Raw genomic sequence first — 17,358 nt, forward strand, 5'->3', positions numbered from 1 at the left:
GCTCAACGCGTTCGCGATCACCTTCGGCGACCGATTCCCGGCAGCCGAAACCTACTGAAGAACACCGCCGGAAACACCGTTAGCGAGATAGTCCCGCCAAGACCCGTGGCGGCTCTGATCGTCACCTGGTGAGGTCGTTGTTTGGGGGTGGACGGGTGGTGAGGGCCAGGTGGTTGTTGGTGTTGGTGATTGTGAGAGGGCCGCTGAGGTTGGTCGTTGCTGTTTGGGTTGTGGTGTGGGACAGGAGGTCCAGGGTTCTGGGGGCTGGGTGGCCGTAGTCGTTGTTGCGGCCGGCGGAGATGATTGCCAGGCGTGCGTTGGCGGCCGCTATGAAGTTGGGGTCTTGTTGGGCTGAGCCGTGGTGCGGGACCTTGAGGACGTCTGCTTTCAGGTCGGCCCCGGTCGCTAGGACTGCGCGCTGCGACTCGGGCTCCAGGTCGCCGGTCAGCAGGATCCGGAGGCCGCCGACTACGGCCATCATGGCGATGCTGGCGTTGTTCTCGGGCGATCCTTCGTCCGTGGGCGTCGCCGACGACGTACCGGGAGCGGGTAAGGACGGCACTCTCGCCGGCCAGAGCGTAGTCCAGCTCACCTGGCCCGCGGCGCGTCGCTCGTGGAACGTGACGGTACGCACGGCGACGCCGTGCATAGCAGCAAGGGCGACCACGCGGTCGTACTCAGCCCGCGGCGAGAAGTACGGCGTCACCTCGATCTCGTCGACCTGCCGACCGCTGAGTACACCGGCCAAGCCGCCTACGTGGTCGGCGTGGAAGTGGCTCAGCACGACAACAGGGATGTGCTGGACGTTCAGATCCTTCAGGCACCTGTCCATCGCCGCCGGGTCGGGACCTGTGTCGACGACAACCGCCGTACGGTCGCCGGCTCGCAACACCAGGCCGTCGCCCTGTCCGACATCGCACGCGACGAACAGCCAGTCGTCGGGCGGCCAGCCGAGGGATCCGACGGGACGCAGTACGACGACTGCCAGCATCACCACCGCCAGGATCATCGCGATCGGGCGGGCGAGGATGCGGTGCAGGCCGAGGACGAGTGCGAGGCAGAGCAGCGTCAGTACGGCGATGCCGGCCACGGTCGCGGGCCAGGCGTTCGCGGCGCCTGGCAGGTCCGCGCCCTCGCGGGCGACGAGGATGATCCAGCGTGCCGGCCAGCCCGCGGCCCAGCCGACGACCTGTGCCAGCTCACTGCTCACGAGGGCCACGCCGGCCGCGATGAAGCCGAGGATCGTGGCCGGGCCTACCGTTGGCCCAGCCAATAGATTGGCTGCGACTGCGACCAGGGACACCTCTCCCGACAGCCAGGCGACGATCGGCGTACAGGCGAGCTGCGCGGCTAGTGGGCAGGCGATTGCGTCGGCCAGCCAACTTGGTAGCCACCTCGACAGCGCATTCCCCCAGCCCGGTCCGAGCAGGATGATGCCTGCGGTCGCGAGCACCGACAGGGCGAACCCGGGCGTGCGCGCGAGTGACGTGTCCAGGAGCAGTAGGGCGATCACTGCCACGGACAGGCTGCGTACGGCGCGGCGTTGACCCGGCCCGCCTGTCATCGCCGCCAACGCGATCAGGCCCATCGCGGCTGCGCGCAGCACGCTCGGCTGGGGTCTGGCGAGGACGACGAACACGACCACTGTCAGCAGGCCGACGACTGTGAGGCCGCGGGCGCGTACGCCGATCAGTCGAGCGAGCGGGAGGACGAACGCGAGGAGGAGGGTCAGGTTCGTACCTGAGACTGCCGAGAGGTGGGTCAGGCCGGTGGTTCGGAAGTCGGCGTCCAGGTCGGCTGATACTCCGGATACGTCCCCCATGACGAGCGCGGGCAGGAGTCCGCGTACGTCCTCGGGCTCGTCCGACACTGCGTCGCGCAGTCCGGCTCGGACACGCTCGGCGGCACGGAGCCACCACGGCGGGTCGTCCACAGTCCGCGGTGGCGAGCGGGTCGAGAGCATCGCGGCCACCTCGGCGCCGCCTTCGGCCGGCTCGAGTCTGCCGGTTGCGTCGATGTGCTGGCCGTACCTGACGTGTTGCCACTTCGCGGTGCCGATGACGAGCACCGGCGTACGTACTCGGGTGCTTGTGGTGCCGGTCGGGTTCGGTCCGGGGCGGCTGTGGATCTGCTCGATGGTTGCTCTGACTACGACGTACGGCGGGCGTCTGGTGGTGGATTGTCTGAGGGATGGATCGCTGGTGATCTTGAGTCGGACGGTGGCGGATGTGTTGTTGGCTGCTAGGTCGCGTACCGGGCCTTCGTGGAGGGCTGCGGTGTGGAGGGTGGCGGCGAGAGCCAGGCCGCTGGCGACGGTTAGCGAGCCGATGGTTGTCCAGCCTGTTGGGGCGTGGGTCGCCAAGCGGCGGCTGAGCGCCGTGCGGGTGGGGCGGCGGATCAGTAGGGCGAGGGTTGCGGCTGCGAGCAGTGCGAGGGCGGTTGCGAGTGCGCCGACGAGTGGGGGCCGGCCGAGCAGGAGTGCGGCTGTCAGCCAACCGGCGGTCGCTGGGATGAGTAGGCGCGCGTCTGCGCGTTGTTGCTCGGGACTGTCTGTGGGTGGCGGCTCGGGAGCTGGGGTGGGGTCATGTGCGGACATGGGGTCTCAGGGAGTCGAACTTCTTGGGGCCTACGCCGGGGACCTCCCGGAGTTGGTCGACGGTGGTGAAGGGGCCGTTCTGGGTGCGGTAGTCGAGGATTCTCTGGGCCAGGACTGGGCCTACGCCTGGGAGGGCGTCCAACTCGGCGAGGGTGGCGGTGTTGAGGTTTACCGGGGTGTTGGGGGTGGTGGTCGGGTCGGGTGGGGTGGGTGACGGTAGTTGGTTGGTGGGTGCGGGTTGGCCGACGATGATCTGTTCGCCGTCGGTTACCTGGCGGGCGAGGTTGAGGGAGGTCAGGTCGACGCCGCGGAGGGGGCCGCCGGCGAGGGTCAGTACGTCGGCTACTCGGGAGCCGGGTGGGGCTTTGATCAGGCCGGGGCGGCGTACTTTTCCGGCGACGTGGACTACGACGGGCGGCTGGGTGGGCGTGGCGCCGGGAGTCTGCGGGGATTGGGATGCGCCCGGTTGGGTTGGGGTGGGTTGCTGTCGGGTGGGGTTGGGTTGGGCCACGGGGCTGCCCGCCGTGGCGGTGGTCGGGCGGGTATCGGGGATGGGCTCGGGGCGGGCTCGGAGAAAGGTCCAGGCGACCCAGGTCAGCCCGAGGACGAGCAGGACGGCCAGGACCGCGATGTGGCGTGGGGCGAGAGTCCACCGCGCGTCGCGCAGCCGATCCAGGCGGGGCAGCTCAGGACGGGACGGATCACCGCGGGCGTCCTCGGGACCCAGGCGGTCGGTACGGGGTGCGTCGGTGTGCGGATGGTCGGGGCGTGGGTGATCCGGGCGTGGGTGATCCGGGCGTTGGTCGTCCGGGCGTGGGTGATCGGGGGGAGGTTGGTTGCGCGGGAGGTGGGTTGGGGGTTGTTGGTTGGGGGTCCATCCGCCTTGCACCTCTTCACGCTCCTCCGGGTGGGTGGGGGTTTGGGGGTGAAGGTGGGCGCGCGGTTGGGGGCGGGCGGCGAGGCGGGTCAGGGCTCGGGCTCGGGCGGCCGGGGTGGGGGGTGGGGTGCGGCGGAAGACCTTCACGCCTGGAGAAAGTACGAGTTCGGCGGCCTTGCGAACCTGTGACTTCGCGGCTGTGGAGAAATCCTCAGATCAGCCGCCCGCCGAAAGTCGGAAACGCCAGGCGGGCCGCAGAGAGCCGGGCCGCGGCGAGCGGGGCGCGGGCAGCCGGGCCACAGGGAGCGGGGGCGCGGGGAGCCGGGCCGCGGGGAACCGGGCCGCAGGCAGCCGGGCCACAGGACGCGTGGCCGCGCGCAGCCGGGCTACAGGGAGCGGGGGCGCGGGGAGCCAGAACGTGGAGAGGTGCTGGTCGGGTAGGGGCGAGGTCGTAGGTGGGTGGTGTGGGGGCCGGTTATTGGGGGCTTACTACTACTGCCAGGAGGCCGGGGCCTACGTGGGCGCCTATGACGGCGCCTACTTCGCGGAGGACTATTTCCTCGGCTTGGGGGAGGCGGTTGGCGAGGTCGTCGGCGAGGGTTTGGGCTTTTTCGAGGTTGGCCAGGTGGTGGACGGCCAATTGGACGGGGAGGTCGCCGGCGCGTTGGACGGCGATGTCGGCGAGGCGGGCGATGGCTCGGCTGGAGGTGCGGACCTTCTCGAGGGGGACGATGCGGCCGCCGCTGATCGTGAGCAGGGGTTTGACCGCGAGCGCCGTACCCAGCAGGGCCTGGGCGGCGCCGATGCGGCCGCCGCGGCGGAGGTACTCGAGGGTGTCGACGTAGAAGTACGACGAGATCGACTTCATCCGGCTCCGCGCGGCGGCCTCGACGGCGGCCGCGTCCTCACCGGCGGCGGCCGCTGCGGCCGCGGCGAGGACCGGGAAGCCGAGGCCCATCCCCAGGGAGCGGGAGTCGACCACGCGTACCGGGATCGGGGACTCTTTGGCGCCGATCATCGCCGCCTCGAACGTGCCGGACATGTCGCCGGACAGGTGGATCGACACCACCGCCTCGGCGCCGTCCTTGGCGCACTCGGCGTACGTGTCGGTGAACGTCTGCGGCGCCGGCCGGCTGGTCGAGACGGGGGTGAACGTCTTGAGCGCCTCCGCGACCGCGTCCGCCGAGGTGGCGCCGTCGTCGTACGACGTGCCGCCGATCACGACCTGCAGCGGTACGACGGTGAGCGGGTGCCGGAGCAGCTCGTGCGTGGACAGACCGGCCGTGGAGTCGGTGACGACCTGCACGCGGGCTGCCATGCAGCGAGGTTACCGGACGGTTTATGTCCGAGCGCAGTGCCAGACTCCACAAGATGAGGGAGACAGACAGGGAAATCACCGAGTTGCAGGAGCTGCTGGACGCGGCGTACGCGCGGTCGACAGAGCATCTGCGCGCCATCATCACGGATCCGCGGCGGCTGGACGCCGGTGAGCTGGTGCGGGTTCTGACCGGGATGTGCACGCTCAATCTGGCCACCGTGACCGCGCGCGGCGAGCCGCGGATCAGCGCGGTGGACGGCCACTTCCTGCACGCGCGGTGGGTGTTCACGACCTCGGGATCGGCGGCCAAGGCGCGGCAGCTGAAGCAGCGGCCGGCGGCGAGCATCTCGTACGTCGACGGTGAGCGGATCGGGGTGTTCAGCCACGGGAACGTCGAGTTCCTGACCGCGGATCATCCGGACTTCGCGGAGATCGAGCAGCACCTCACGAGCCACTACGGCAGCTCGCCGTCGAGCTGGGGCGACGACATCGTGTACTGCCGGCTCCAGCCCACCTGGATGGTGGGTTACGCGTTCGACAAGGCAGCTGTCCTGGACACACCAGCGAGGTGAAGGCCACCCCTCCCGGGGCCTTCACCTCGCTCTTGGTTGTGCCGGGCTACTGACGTCCCCTGTGCGTCAACAGCCCGGCTCCCGCTGACTCCCCCTGGCTGTCAGCTGAAGTTGGCGGAGCCTCGGCGAGCTACTCCCCGTGTCCGGCTCCCACAGAACCGGCTTGACCGCGAGCTCACCAAGGTCCCGGGAGGCCCCAGCGGCCGGCCGGCCGGCGGGTGACCAAACCCGCCGGTTGCTCCGCACCAGCCGGGCCGCGACACTCGTCCCCTGTGTCGTGTGCCTGACCCTGAGCTGGGACCCCGCCCCGGAAGCAGTGCCCTGACGGTGCACCGCGCCCGGTACAGGCAGAACAGGTCCGCAGTCCGCAGCACTCCGGAGCTCTCGGTCGCCGGTCGGCGCCCCCACCAACCAGCCGCCGGAGGCCCTCCGCGTCGCCTTCGCCGGGTGCCGGAGGCCGGTGGTTCGCCATGGCCTCTTCATGGGTTCACCACCTCTTTCGCTGCCGGTCGCCGGTGTCGGTCTCTGCTTCGTGGAACCTGCCCTACGGCTGTAATTCTTTGCCGGGCGGCCATGTCAGGACGAGGCAGAACAACCGGCAGTTACCCGGCAGCTTCGGCGGATCCGCGTCAGGAAAGCGCGGCGAGCACGTCGTTCGCCAGCCGCTGTACGGCGGCCGCCGGGTCCGGCTCGGGCCACCCCTCCGCGACCGACGCGCTCGCGCAGGACTCCTGCAGCACGGCCCACGCGGTGGGCAGCATCGGCGGGTCCATGGTCTGCTGCCAGGCCAGCAGCTGACCGCACACCGCGTCCCCGGCCTCGGAGCGACCGAGCGCGTGCAGGACCGCCACAGCCTCCGGAAGCACCTCGAGCAGGTAGACGACCCGCCCTTCGAGCAGCAGCCGGTTCAGCGCGTCGAGGACGGCCACCCGCGCCTGCTCGACCTCGCCGGCGTCACGCGCGAGCCGGGACCGGTAGAGCATCACCAGATAGTCGAAGTACCCACGGTGCCCGCGGATGTCCGCGTCGGCCTGGTCGAGCAGCGTCCGCGCCTCGTCGTACCGGCCCTCGTGATACTCGACCATCGCCAGGCAGCCGGCGACCTTGGTGCGCTCAGGATCGTCCGACGCCTGGCTGTCGCGCGCGAGCTCGGCCCAGTGCCGTGCGCCGGACAGGTTCCCCAGCTCAAGGTCGACGCGGCTGAGCGCCATGTACGCGATCTCGTCCGGGTAGACACCCGGATTGACCAGTGCGGCCTCCCAAGCGAGCAGCAGCTCCTTGGCCTCGACCAGACGGCCCCACCGGAGCAGGGCCAGCCCACAGGTCGCCTGCACCGTGGCTGAACGCTGTACGTCGCCATGCTTCCGGGCGTCGTCCACCAGCGCCGGTATCTCGGCCAGACTCTGCGTGTCGAGCAGATGCGAGCCGGACGACACCCAGCCGCCTCGCGCGACCAGGCCCATCTCGGTCTCACCAGGGATCCGCGTGCGCGCTTCCCCGTAGTGCCGGCGCGCGCCACGGATGTCGCCGGTCAGGCTGGACAGCCGGCCCGCGATGGCGAGCAGCCTGCCGCTCGTCTCCTTGTCGGAAACGTTCTCGGCGCACAGCGTCGCCCACCGGATCCCGCTCTCGGCCACACTCGCCTGGTACTGCCAGGCGATCCGGAACCCGAGCACGATCCGTGCCGCGGTGTCCCACTCCCCCAGCTCACCCGCCCGCGCCAGCGCCACCTCGAACAGCGCCGAGTTCGCATGCGCCGCCCGGTACCGCCGGTCGCGGTCCGGCGACGACCACGCGCCTTCCAGCCCCGATACGTACGTCGCGCACCACTCGACGGCACGGTCACGGAACTCGGTGAGATCGTCCTGCGACGACAGCCCGGCGTACGCGTGCTCCCGGATCGTCTCCAACAGCTTGTACCGCGCGCCGTACAGCTGCTCGAACTCGTGCACCGGCTGCAGCAGCGACTTCTCCACCAGCTCGGCCAGCAGCATGGGTACGTCGAGCTCGTCGATCGGTTCGCCCGTACAAACGCCCGCCACGGCCTCGAGCGTGAACGGCGAGCCGAGCACCGAGGCCCGGTAGAGCAGTTGCCGCGCCGGGTCCGACAGTGCGTCGACGCTCCACGCGATCGTGTCCGCCAGCGTCCGCTGATGCGGCGCACCGAACCGGCGCGGCCCGGACAGCAACCGGAACCGGTCATCCAGCGCGGCAAGGATCGTTTCCACCGACAGCGAGCCGGCCCGCGCGGCAGCGAGCTCCAGCGCGAGCGGCAGCCCGTCCAGCCGTCGGCACAGCCGCGACACGGTCGGAGCATTCGCAGGCGTCAGCTTGAAGTCAGGGCGCACGCGGGCCACGCGACGGCAGAACATCTCGACCGCCGGCGACGCCGAGACCTCCTCGAAGCTCTCGTCGTTCGCCGGTACGCCGAGGACCTGCACGCGGCGCACCACCTCGTCCGGCAGACCGAGCGGGATCCGGGACGTGACCAGCACGCCGATGCCCGGGAAGCTGCGCACCATCCGGTTGGCGACCGTCGCGACACCATCGAGGACGTGCTCGGCGTTGTCCTCGACGATCACCAGGTCACCGGGCTGGCGGCCGGACAAGACGTCGTCGAGGTCCGACGTACCGGGAGCTGTGCCGAAGGCGTCCAGGATCGCCGACGGTACGGCGGCGTCGCGCTGGACCGTGGTGAGGTCGACGACCACAACGGTCGTGTCGGCGCCCGAGAACCGGTCCGCGGCGGCGAGCGCCAGCTCGGTCTTCCCGACCCCGCCGGGTCCGACGAGGGTGACGAGCCGGTTCTGCCGCAGCAGTTCCTCGAGCTCGAACAGCTCCTGCTCGCGGCCGACGAGCCCGTCCGGGATCGGCCGGGTGCCGCGCCAGCGCAGACCGGTCGGCGCGGCGTCCGCGACCGAGACGACCTGAGCCGCGGCGACGGTCGGCCGGACCACGGGGCGCGCCGAGCCGTGGCCCGCGGCGGCGAGGAAGTGCTCGGTGTCGTCGGGCTGCAGGCCGAGCGCGGAGGCGAGCAGCCGGACGGATTCCTTGCGCGGCCGCGCGACGCGGCCCGCCTCCATCTCACGGATCGACCGGACACTCAGCCCGGCCCGATCGGCCAGCTCCTCCTGGGAAAGACCGGCCTGGACCCTCAAGTCGAGCAACAGATCGGCGAAGCCCCGCCGCCCGTCCGCCCGGCTTTCCGTGTCCGACACAGCCCGTCACCCCTCTGGAGGCCTCACGTTCCTGGAGGGTGTCCTCAGACATCCTCCGCACAACATAGCGTGACGGAAGGGCCGGTGCGGGTTCCGATCGGCGTGCGGGATGCGGCCTGGGTCACACAATTCGTTGACCGGAGCAACGGACGGGAAATAGCTGTGGGCTCAGAAATGCACGTTTCAAGCAGTCGCGCGAACTGCTGGGGATTCACTGTCGGCGGCGTACAGAGAAAGTACGCCGGACCAGTCGTCGAGGCGGGCGCGGGTATCGGCGCGACCGGAGTCCGCATTCAGCAGGCTGCCATCGGAAATGCCGCGGGTGGCGCGAACCAGGAGCTCGACGGTGACGTCGCGCAGCGTGTCAAGGGCAGCCATGCGGTAATTCAAGCGGAGTCGTGTTTCGCAAACGTAACGCGATCGGCAACATCACGATAAGTCACGAAAATCCCGGAATTACTTGTTACCGGGTAGTCCGCTAACCGGCCAGGAACGACAACCGGACCTGCCGGTCGGGATTGTCGCGATTGGTGTCGACCAGACAGATCGACTGCCAGGTGCCGAGTGTCAGCCGCCCGGCCAGGACCGGCGCCGTCGCGTACGGCGGGATCAGCGCGGGCAGCACGTGGTCGCGGCCGTGGCCGGGCGAACCGTGCCGGTGCCGCCAGCCGAAGTCCCGCGGCAGGAGATCCTCGAGCACCGCGAGCAGGTCGTCGTCGCTGCCCGCCCCGGTCTCCAGGATCGCCACGCCGGCCGTCGCGTGCGGCACGAACACGTGCAGCAGGCCGTCTCCACGGCCGTCGACGAACTGCGCACACCGGCTCGTGAGGTCGAGGACGACCTCACGAGCACCGGTGTGAACATCAAGGACGACGGAGTCCATCAGGCGGGGACGATGTTGACCAGCTTGGGCGCCCGCACGATCACCTTGCGGGTGCCGCGGCCGTCCAGCGCCTTCTGGATCGCCTCGGAGGCCAGCGCCAGCTGCTCCAGGTCGGCGTCGGAGATGTCCGGCGCGACCTCCAGCCGGTCCTTCACCTTGCCGGCGACCTGCACGACACAGGTGACGGACTCCTGCACCAGCAGCGCCGGGTCGACCTTCGGCCAGCCGGCCTTGGCGACCGTGGCCTCGTGCCCCAGCTCTTCCCACATCTCCTCGGCCGTGTACGGCGCGACCAGGCTCATCAGGACTGCCACCGTCTCGACCGCCTCGCGCACGGCCGGGTCGGCCGCACCGGGTCCGGAGTCGATCGCCTTCCGGGTCGCGTTCACCAGCTCCATGATCCGGGCGACCATGACGTTGAAGCGGTGCGAGTCGATCAGCTCGGAGGCGTCCGCGACCGTGCGGTGGGTCAGCTTGCGCAGCTCCACGTCACCGGTCGACGGGTCCGCGCCGGCCGGCGACTCGACCGCTCCGGCCAGCCGCCACGCCCGCTGCAGGAACTTCAGCGATCCGCCCGGCGACATGTCGGCCCAGTCGATGTCGTCCGACGGCGGACCGGCGAAGACCATGGTCAGCCGGACCGCGTCGACGCCGTACTCGTCGATCATGTCGCCCAGGTTCACGCCGTTGCCCAGGGACTTGCTCATCGACTTGCCCTGGTTGATGACCTGGCCCTGGTTCAGCAGCCGGGTGAACGGCTCGGTGACCCGCAGCAGGCCCATGTCGTGCAGCGCCTTGACGAAGAAGCGCGCGTACAGGAGATGCAGTACGGCGTGCTCCTTGCCGCCGACGTACTGGTACACCGACATCCACCGGTCGGCGGTGGCCTGGTCGAACGGGCCGTCGGTGTACTCCGGCGACAGGTAGCGCAGGAAGTACCAGGACGAGTCGACGAACGTGTCCATCGTGTCGGTGTCGCGCTCGGCCTTGCCGCCGCACTTCGGGCAGTCGACCTCGACCCAGTCGCGGGCCGCCGCCAGCGGCGACACGCCCTTGGGCTGCAGGTCGGCGCCGCGCAGGTCGGGCAGCTCCATCGGCAGCTGGTCGTCCGGGACCGGGACCTCGCCGCAGGACGGGCAGTGGATGATCGGGATCGGGCAGCCCCAGTACCGCTGGCGGCTCAGCAGCCAGTCGCGCAGGCGGTAGTTGATCGTCCGCTCGCCCAGGTCCTTGGTCTCCAGCCAGTCGATGATCCGCGACTTGGCCTCGGCGACCTCCAGGCCGTCCAGGCTGATCTCGTCGTTCGCGCTGTTGATCGCCGGGCCGTCACCGGTGTAGGCCTTGCCGTCGAAGCCCTCCTCGGGCTGCACGGTCCGGACGATCGGCAGGCCGAACTTCTCCGCGAACTCCCAGTCCCGGGTGTCCTGGCCGGGGACCGCCATGATCGCGCCGGTGCCGTAGTCGGCCAGCACGTAGTCGGCGGCCCAGATCGGGATCCGCTGCCCGGTCACCGGGTTGATCGCGTACGACCCCAGGAAGACGCCGGTCTTCTCCCGCTCGGTGCTCAGCCGCTCGATCTCGGTCTCGCCCTTGACCTTCGCCAGGTAGGTGTCGAAGGCCTCCTGCTGCTCCGGCGTGACCAGCGACGCGGCCAGCTTCGCGTCCGGCGCGACCACCATGAAAGTGGCGCCGAACAGCGTGTCCGGCCGGGTGGTGAAGACCTTGATCGGCTCGTCGCGGCCCTCGACCTCGAAGTTCGCGAACGCGCCCTCGGAGCGGCCGATCCAGTTGCGCTGCATCAGCAGGATCTCTTCCGGCCACTGCAGCAGCTCCATGTCGTCCAGCAGCCGCTGGGCGTACTCCGTGGTCTTGAAGTACCACTGGGTCAGCTCGCGCTTGGTGACCTCCCAGCCGCAGCGCTCACAGCGGCCCTGGACGACCTGCTCGTTGGCCAGCACGGTCTGGTCGTTCGGGCACCAGTTGACGAACGACGCCTTGCGGTAGGCCAGACCGCGCTCGTACAGCCGCAGGAACAGCCACTGCGTCCAGCGGTAGTACTCCGGGTCGGACGTGTGCAGCCGGCGGGACCAGTCGAAGCTCAGCGCGTAGCGCCGGATCGACTCCGCCTGGGTCTCGATGTTGGCGTAGGTGTACGTCGCCGGGTGCTCGTTGCGCTTGATCGCCGCGTTCTCGGCGGGCAGGCCGAACGAGTCCCAGCCGATCGGGTTCAGGACGTCGTACCCCTGCTGGAACCAGTAGCGCGCCAGCACGTCGTGCAGCGCGAACACCTCGGCGTGGCCCATGTGCAGGTCACCGGAGGGGTAGGAGAACATCGTGAGCGCGTAGCGGCGCTCCGCCGAGCCGTCGTCCTTCGCCCTGAACGGGTCCAGCTTCTCCCACACCGGACGCCACTTGGCCTGCATGGCGTTGAAGTCGTAGCCACCCCGGTCGATCGGGGCGTCCTCCACCTGCTCCGTCACGGTCCTACTCCTGCTTCGTGGATTGTTGAGCCTAAATCTGCCAGAAATGAAAAATCCCCTCACACAGGAGGGGGTGCCGCACTGACCGGCGCTCAGATTGCGCCTGGATGCCAGTACGGCTAACTAAGGAGCAGGCTCACTCGCATAGCGCCCAGGATAGCACCGGTGCCGCGGCTGCCCGGGGCAGGCGCGGCACCGGACGCCGTCAGCCGATCGGAACGCCGAACGTCTTCAGCCAGTCCTGGACGACCTTGATGTCGATCCGCTGCAGGCCGTCGAGGTAGCGGCAGTTGGCGGTGTAGCCGTAGCTGGTCACCGTCACCTGGTAGCCGTTGAGGAAGGTCGGGCCGCCGGAGTCACCGAAGCAGGTGCCGCCGGTGCCGCGGTTGTCGTTCTCGTTTCCGTTGACCTGCAGGATCTGCGGCGTGAGCTTCTGCCCGGGCTCCTCGGCCCAGCGGCGCAGCAGCGGGTACGACATCGGGGTCGGCTTCTGCGGGCCGGAGTCGGCCTTGCGGACCTCGGTGCCGTAGCCGACGGACGTGAAGATCGTGCTGTTCAGCTTGGGCTGCTGGTACGCGTTCAGGTAGTTGGCGGGCGCGATCTTCGCCGGGGCGATGTTCGTGACCGGCCGGTCGAGCACGATCACGCCGACGTCGTTCCAGTTGGCCAGGTCGGTGAAGTCGGAGTACTGCGGGTGCGCGTACGCCGTACCGGACTTGTAGCCGGCTGCTTCGAGCTCTGCCTGCGTGTAGCCCTTCGACGGGTCGGCGGCGACCGGGAACGGCGACGGCGGCTGCTCGGCGATCACCGAGTCGAACGTCACCAGGGTCTTGCCGAGGGTGCCGAGGGTGCAGTGCGCCGCGGTCACCACGACGGTCGGCGAGACGAGCGTCGCCGTGCACCGGAACCGCCCGTCCGGTTGGTAGAACAGGATCAGCCCGACGTTGGGGTGCGCGTTGCCGTCCGGTTGACCGCCGGTGATCGCGCTGGCGGACAGCGCCGGGGTGACGGCCAGTCCGAGAGCCAGTGCGCACAGACCGATGATGCGGCCGAGTCGTGTCCTCATACGTCCCCTCCTGGGGTATGCGGGATACCTGAGGGCATTGGAGCAATCACGCCTCGCGCTGTCCAGACTTCGTTTGACTACTGTCTGTAAGTGCCTGCGCGTTGTCGTTCTAGCAGTCGTACTGTCGGGGTATGGGGCCTGTGGACGAGTACTTCGACAGCCTGGACGCGGAACGACGCGGCGCGTTCGAGCGGATCCGCACGCTCGCGATGGACGAGGCGCCGGATGCCGAGCAGGGGACGAGTTACGGCATGGCGGCGCTCAGGTACCACGGGAAACCGCTGCTCGGCTTCCGTGCCGCTGAACGCCACCTCAGCATCTTCCCGTTCAGTTCTGCGGCGGTCGACGCCGTACGTGCGGTGCTGCCGGGCTTCGACCTGGCCAAAGGAACCGTCCGCTTCACGGTCGAGAACTCGTTGCCTGAGGACGCTGTCCGTGGACTCGTCCGTCGCCGGATGGCCGAGATCGCCGGCTGAGCAGGGGTCGATGCACAGGCGACCGTAGCAACGCCGCTACATGAACTCTGTGCCGCCGGCCCGGCGGTGGTCGCCCGGCGTACGGCCGTACTTGCGTTTGAACGCAGTAGAGAACGGCCGTACGTCGGAGTAGCCGCAGGCGCGTGCCACGTCGGTGATGGACAGGGTGTGGTCCAGCAGCAGCTGCGCGGACAACTCGAGCCGGAGGCGGCGGAGCGTCGACATGATCGAGGCTCCTGTCTGCTGCGTGAACAGTCGCTCAGCATGCCGCTCCGACAGGTGTACGACGGCTGCCACGTCCCGGACGGTGATCGGACGGGACAGGTTGTCGCGAAGGTGCCGCTGCATCGCCTCCACCACCAGCGGCCCACGGTCCCGCCTGATGGGCTCCACTGCCAGGTCCTCGTCCAACGCGAACGCACGAGCCGTTTCCAGCACGAGGGTGGCGCCAAGAGCAGCCAGCACTGTGCTGTAGCCCGATACCGGCGCAGCCGCCTCCGCAGCCAGGCCTGTGATGAGTGCCGGCAGCGAACCGCTTCTCGCGGACATGACCGGCCCATCAGCACGGGTCAGCCCTGACCACCACCCTCGCTCGTCGGACCCCGGACGAAAGGTGAAGCCCCAGAAGGCGATGCCGAGCGGCGACGTGCGCGAGGACTCGATCTCGTGGACGTCGCCGGGCCGCGCGAGGAACACCGAGCCGGGCGTCACGTCGTACTGCACGGTGCCGTTGTTGAAGCGGCCCTCCCCGGAGTACGCCAGGCACACCTCGTGGAACGAGTGGGTGTGCCAGTAGTTGCGCCAGTACTCGGGCCGGTAGTGCCCCCAGCTGAGGAAGTCCGCGCGGAAGCCGTCGACCTCGCAGGACTCGAGCAGTCCCGCGAGGTCGACGAACCGGCCCGCCGCAGCGACGCCGGACAGCATCGGGGGGACGGTCAAACAGCGCTCCTGCCGGTCGGGTCGACTCCTCGCAGCATCATGCCCTGGCCGAGCGACCACTCGTGGGTCTTCACCGTCGGCGGGTCCCCCGGGTCGCGGTACTGGATCAGCCACGTGGTGCGCGCCTCGTCGCTGGTGTTCACGCCGGACCCGTGCACGGTCAGGTACGTGAAGAACAGGACGTCGCCTGCCTCGGCCGGCTGCGGCGTCGCCGCGTCGAACGACGGCTCCAGCAGGTGGTACGACCCTTCCGGGCTGTGCTCCCGCGGCCCGTCCTTGTGGCTGCCCGGGATGACCCGCACGCAGCCCTTCTCCTCCGGCGCGTCGTCGAAGTGGAAGATCGCCGCCCCGACCCGGTGGTAAGTGTGCGGGAAGAACGGGTGGTCCTGGTGCAGCGGGAACGGCGAACCGTTCTCCGGCGGCTTCACGAACAGCTTGGTGTGGTGCAGCTGGACGTTGTCCACACCCATCACCGCGGCGGCCACGTCGGTGAACCGCGGGTCCACCAGCAGCTTCGAGAACTCGGCGTCGTAGAACTGCGCGTCGTGCAGGTGCTGCAGCTTCGTCGGCGCCTCGGTCATGTCCCGGGCGGCGCCCCAGGTCGGGTCGTCGGACCGGTTCAGCTGCGCCAGCAGGTCGTGGCTGCGCTGCCGGTAGTGGGCCGCTTCTTCCTTGCTGAGCAGGCCTTTCACCAGGACGAAGCCGTTCTCGGCGTACTGCTGCGCGAGCGTCGAGAGTTCGGGACGCCCGTCTGTGATCGTCATCTCGGAGTACCTCCTGATCGGGTACTTCGAGCCTACGAACGGCGGCGTCCGGACGGGAGGACCCGACCGGACGCCGATGTTCGCCGAACGGACATGACTACTCGCCGGCCGACGTCTCCTCGACCGGTACGACGATCGGCCGCAGCCGGGCCCAGAGCACGAACAGGACGGTGAACAGCAGCATCCCGAGGCCGCCCCAGAGGTTGATGTTGATCCCGGCCGCCTTGTCGATCTCGGCCTGCTTCTCGACCAGGCCGAGAACCGTCAGCACCAGGCCGTAGATCCCGACCAGGGCGGCGATCACGATCCGGATGTCGAATGCTCCGGACTTCTTCTTCCGTGCCATCACAAGCTCCCAATCAGCCGAAGACGATGTTGAGGACGACAGTCATCGCCAGCGAGATACCGGCCAGCAGCACCGGCCGGCGGTACCAGCCGTGGTCACCGCGCAGCGTCACCTCGGTGCGCTGCTCCTTCGGCGTCAGCGAGTACACCAGGCCGACCAGCTCGGACTCCTCCTTCGGCCGGGTCATCGTGCTGACCAGGACGCTGATCAGGATGTCGACCACGAAGGCCGCACCGGCGCCGACGAAGCTGGCGCCCTGACCGGGCAGGTTGATGACGCCGTTCTCGGACAGCACGAACACCACGATCGCGGTCGCCGTACCGCTGACCAGGCCGATCCAGCCGGCCGCCGCGGTCATCCGCTTCCAGAACATACCGAGGATGAAGGTGGCGAACAGCGGTGCGTTGAAGAACGAGAACAGCTGCTGCAGGTAGTCCATCAGGTTGCTGTAGCCGGAGGCGATCGCGGCCGTGCCGATCGCGATCACTGTGCCCGCGACCGTCACCCAGCGGCCGGTCCGCAGGTAGAAGTCGTCCGGCCGGTCCTTGATCACGTAGCGCTCGATGATGTCGTAGGACATCACGGTGTTGAACGAGCTCAGGTTCGCCGCCATACCGGCCATGAACGAGGCCAGCAGACCGGTGATCGCCAGGCCGAGCATGCCGTTCGGCAGCAGGTCGCGCATCAGCAGCAGCAGCGCGTCGTTGTAGTCGACCTCACCGCTGCCGGTGGCCTTGAACTGGGCCAGTTCGGGCACGATCACCGCGGCGATGATGCCGGGGATGATCACGATGAACGGCACGAACATCTTCGGGAACGAGCCGATGATCGGGGTCCGCCGGGCCGCCGACATGTTCTTCGACGCCATCGCCCGCTGGACCTCGACGAAGTTCGTCGTCCAGTAGCCGAACGAGAGCACGAACCCGAGGCCGAACACGATGCCGATCACCGACAGGAAGTCGTTGCTGAAGCCGCTCAGGGCGTTGCCCGGCCACGCGCTCATCTGCTCGGCGCCTCCCGGCGACGCGGTCACCTTGTCGACCAGGCCCTCCCAGCCGCCGACCTTGTGCAGGCCGATCAGCGTCAGCGGGAGCAGCGCGGCGACGATCACGAAGAACTGGAGCACCTCGTTGTAGATCGCGGCGGACAGCCCGCCGAGCGTGATGTAGCTGAGCACGATCAGGGCGGCGACGATCACCGACACCCAGATCGGCCAGCCGAGCAGCACGTTCACGATGGTGGCCAGCAGGAACAGGTTCACGCCCGCGATCAGCACCTGCGCCAGGGCGAAGCTGATCGCGTTCACCAGGTGCGCGGGCTTCCCGAACCGGCGGAGCATGAACTCCGGCACACTGCGGACCTTCGAGCCGTAGTAGAACGGCATCATCACGACGCCGAGGAACAGCATCGCCGGGATCGCGCCGATCCAGAAGTAGTGCACGGTCGGCATGCCGTACTGCGCGCCGTTCGCCGACATGCCCATGATCTCGATGGCGCCCAGGTTGGCCGAGATGAACGCCAGGCCGGTCACCCAGGCGGGCAGCGAGCGCCCGGACAGGAAGAAGTCCAGGCTGCTGGAGACCGCCCGTCTGGCCAGGTAGCCGATGCCGAGCACGAAGACGAAGTACAGGGCGATGATGATGTAGTCGATCGCCGTCGCGTCCAGTCTGAGGATGGATTGTTGGGCAAGCATCGGGCCTCCGGATCACCACAGTGACTGTTCGTGTTGTTACCGCTGAGGAACGTTACTCCTACTTTCAACCAACCCGGCGGCGACCCGGCCGGTTCTCCACCCGGATCTCCACCCCTGGTCGGTACCCAGG

Annotated in this window: 14 protein-coding genes; 2 read left to right on the forward strand and 12 right to left on the reverse strand. The window is 68.9% G+C overall.

Features of this window, described 5'->3' with window-relative positions; all coding sequences use genetic code 11:
• Nucleotides 1-121 precede the first annotated feature (121 nt).
• The 3 genes from AB0I12_RS33700 to AB0I12_RS33710 form a co-directional block, all read right to left on the reverse strand.
• Nucleotides 122-2,596 (reverse strand): ComEC/Rec2 family competence protein, encoded by a 2,475-nt coding sequence (locus AB0I12_RS33700; protein ID WP_359937499.1) that lies wholly within the window; start codon nt 2,594-2,596, stop codon nt 122-124.
• Nucleotides 2,583-3,620, reverse strand: a complete 1,038-nt coding sequence (locus AB0I12_RS33705; RefSeq protein ID WP_359937502.1) for a helix-hairpin-helix domain-containing protein — start codon at nt 3,618-3,620, stop codon at nt 2,583-2,585. Before AB0I12_RS33705 ends, AB0I12_RS33700 begins: the two co-directional genes overlap by 14 nt.
• Before the next feature lie 328 nt (nt 3,621-3,948).
• Entirely contained in the window at nt 3,949-4,791 is an 843-nt protein-coding gene (locus AB0I12_RS33710; protein WP_359937505.1) for a DegV family protein, read from the reverse strand.
• Nucleotides 4,792-4,844: 53 nt separating this feature from the next.
• On the opposite strand from AB0I12_RS33710, the gene AB0I12_RS33715 reads away from it, so the two are divergent.
• Nucleotides 4,845-5,363, forward strand: a complete 519-nt coding sequence (locus tag AB0I12_RS33715; protein ID WP_359937508.1) for a pyridoxamine 5'-phosphate oxidase family protein — start codon at nt 4,845-4,847, stop codon at nt 5,361-5,363.
• 629 nt (nt 5,364-5,992) lie between these two features.
• Here the strand turns inward: AB0I12_RS33715 and AB0I12_RS33720 are convergent.
• From AB0I12_RS33720 to AB0I12_RS33740, 5 genes are all read right to left on the reverse strand, one after another.
• Complete coding sequence (locus AB0I12_RS33720) at nt 5,993-8,581, reverse strand: helix-turn-helix domain-containing protein (RefSeq protein ID WP_359937511.1); 2,589 nt, start codon at nt 8,579-8,581, stop codon at nt 5,993-5,995.
• 183 nt (nt 8,582-8,764) lie between these two features.
• Entirely contained in the window at nt 8,765-8,959 is a 195-nt protein-coding gene (locus AB0I12_RS33725; protein WP_359937514.1) for a hypothetical protein, read from the reverse strand.
• Nucleotides 8,960-9,059: 100 nt separating this feature from the next.
• A complete protein-coding gene (locus AB0I12_RS33730; RefSeq protein WP_359937517.1) occupies nt 9,060-9,464 on the reverse strand; it encodes a YjbQ family protein in 405 nt (134 codons plus the stop codon).
• Nucleotides 9,464-11,944: a leucine--tRNA ligase gene (gene leuS / locus AB0I12_RS33735; protein ID WP_359937520.1), complete on the reverse strand. Its 2,481-nt coding sequence runs from the start codon at nt 11,942-11,944 to the stop codon at nt 9,464-9,466. The genes AB0I12_RS33730 and leuS overlap by 1 nt, the downstream gene beginning before the upstream one ends.
• Nucleotides 11,945-12,149: 205 nt before the next feature.
• A complete protein-coding gene (locus AB0I12_RS33740) occupies nt 12,150-13,010 on the reverse strand; it encodes a trypsin-like serine protease (protein WP_359937523.1) in 861 nt (286 codons plus the stop codon).
• A gap of 131 nt (nt 13,011-13,141) precedes the next feature.
• On the opposite strand from AB0I12_RS33740, the gene AB0I12_RS33745 reads away from it, so the two are divergent.
• Complete coding sequence (locus AB0I12_RS33745; RefSeq protein WP_359937526.1) at nt 13,142-13,486, forward strand: DUF1801 domain-containing protein; 345 nt, start codon at nt 13,142-13,144, stop codon at nt 13,484-13,486.
• A gap of 36 nt (nt 13,487-13,522) precedes the next feature.
• On the opposite strand, the gene AB0I12_RS33750 is transcribed toward AB0I12_RS33745, so the two are convergent.
• From AB0I12_RS33750 to AB0I12_RS33765, 4 genes are all read right to left on the reverse strand, one after another.
• Nucleotides 13,523-14,425: an AraC family transcriptional regulator gene (locus tag AB0I12_RS33750; RefSeq protein WP_359937529.1), complete on the reverse strand. Its 903-nt coding sequence runs from the start codon at nt 14,423-14,425 to the stop codon at nt 13,523-13,525.
• Complete coding sequence (locus tag AB0I12_RS33755) at nt 14,422-15,189, reverse strand: phytanoyl-CoA dioxygenase family protein (RefSeq protein ID WP_355485842.1); 768 nt, start codon at nt 15,187-15,189, stop codon at nt 14,422-14,424. Before AB0I12_RS33755 ends, AB0I12_RS33750 begins: the two co-directional genes overlap by 4 nt.
• A gap of 97 nt (nt 15,190-15,286) precedes the next feature.
• A complete protein-coding gene (locus AB0I12_RS33760; RefSeq protein ID WP_359937532.1) occupies nt 15,287-15,535 on the reverse strand; it encodes a hypothetical protein in 249 nt (82 codons plus the stop codon).
• A gap of 13 nt (nt 15,536-15,548) precedes the next feature.
• Complete coding sequence (locus AB0I12_RS33765; RefSeq protein ID WP_359937535.1) at nt 15,549-17,228, reverse strand: sodium:solute symporter family protein; 1,680 nt, start codon at nt 17,226-17,228, stop codon at nt 15,549-15,551.
• Nucleotides 17,229-17,358 lie beyond the last annotated feature (130 nt).

It is taken from the genome of Kribbella sp. NPDC050459 (genome assembly GCF_040655315.1).
GTDB lineage: Bacteria > Actinomycetota > Actinomycetes > Propionibacteriales > Kribbellaceae > Kribbella.

Coding starts and splice junctions, on each gene's coding strand:
- AB0I12_RS33710 (WP_359937505.1), bottom strand. CDS start 4,791: ATGGCAGCCCGCGTGCAGGTCGTCACCGACTCCACGGCCGGTCTGTCC.
- AB0I12_RS33730 (WP_359937517.1), bottom strand. CDS start 9,464: ATGGACTCCGTCGTCCTTGATGTTCACACCGGTGCTCGTGAGGTCGTC.
- AB0I12_RS33765 (WP_359937535.1), bottom strand. CDS start 17,228: ATGCTTGCCCAACAATCCATCCTCAGACTGGACGCGACGGCGATCGAC.
- AB0I12_RS33700 (WP_359937499.1), bottom strand. CDS start 2,596: ATGTCCGCACATGACCCCACCCCAGCTCCCGAGCCGCCACCCACAGAC.
- AB0I12_RS33760 (WP_359937532.1), bottom strand. CDS start 15,535: ATGGCACGGAAGAAGAAGTCCGGAGCATTCGACATCCGGATCGTGATC.
- AB0I12_RS33755 (WP_355485842.1), bottom strand. CDS start 15,189: ATGACGATCACAGACGGGCGTCCCGAACTCTCGACGCTCGCGCAGCAG.
- AB0I12_RS33740 (WP_359937523.1), bottom strand. CDS start 13,010: ATGAGGACACGACTCGGCCGCATCATCGGTCTGTGCGCACTGGCTCTC.
- AB0I12_RS33725 (WP_359937514.1), bottom strand. CDS start 8,959: ATGGCTGCCCTTGACACGCTGCGCGACGTCACCGTCGAGCTCCTGGTT.
- AB0I12_RS33745 (WP_359937526.1), top strand. CDS start 13,142: ATGGGGCCTGTGGACGAGTACTTCGACAGCCTGGACGCGGAACGACGC.
- AB0I12_RS33715 (WP_359937508.1), top strand. CDS start 4,845: ATGAGGGAGACAGACAGGGAAATCACCGAGTTGCAGGAGCTGCTGGAC.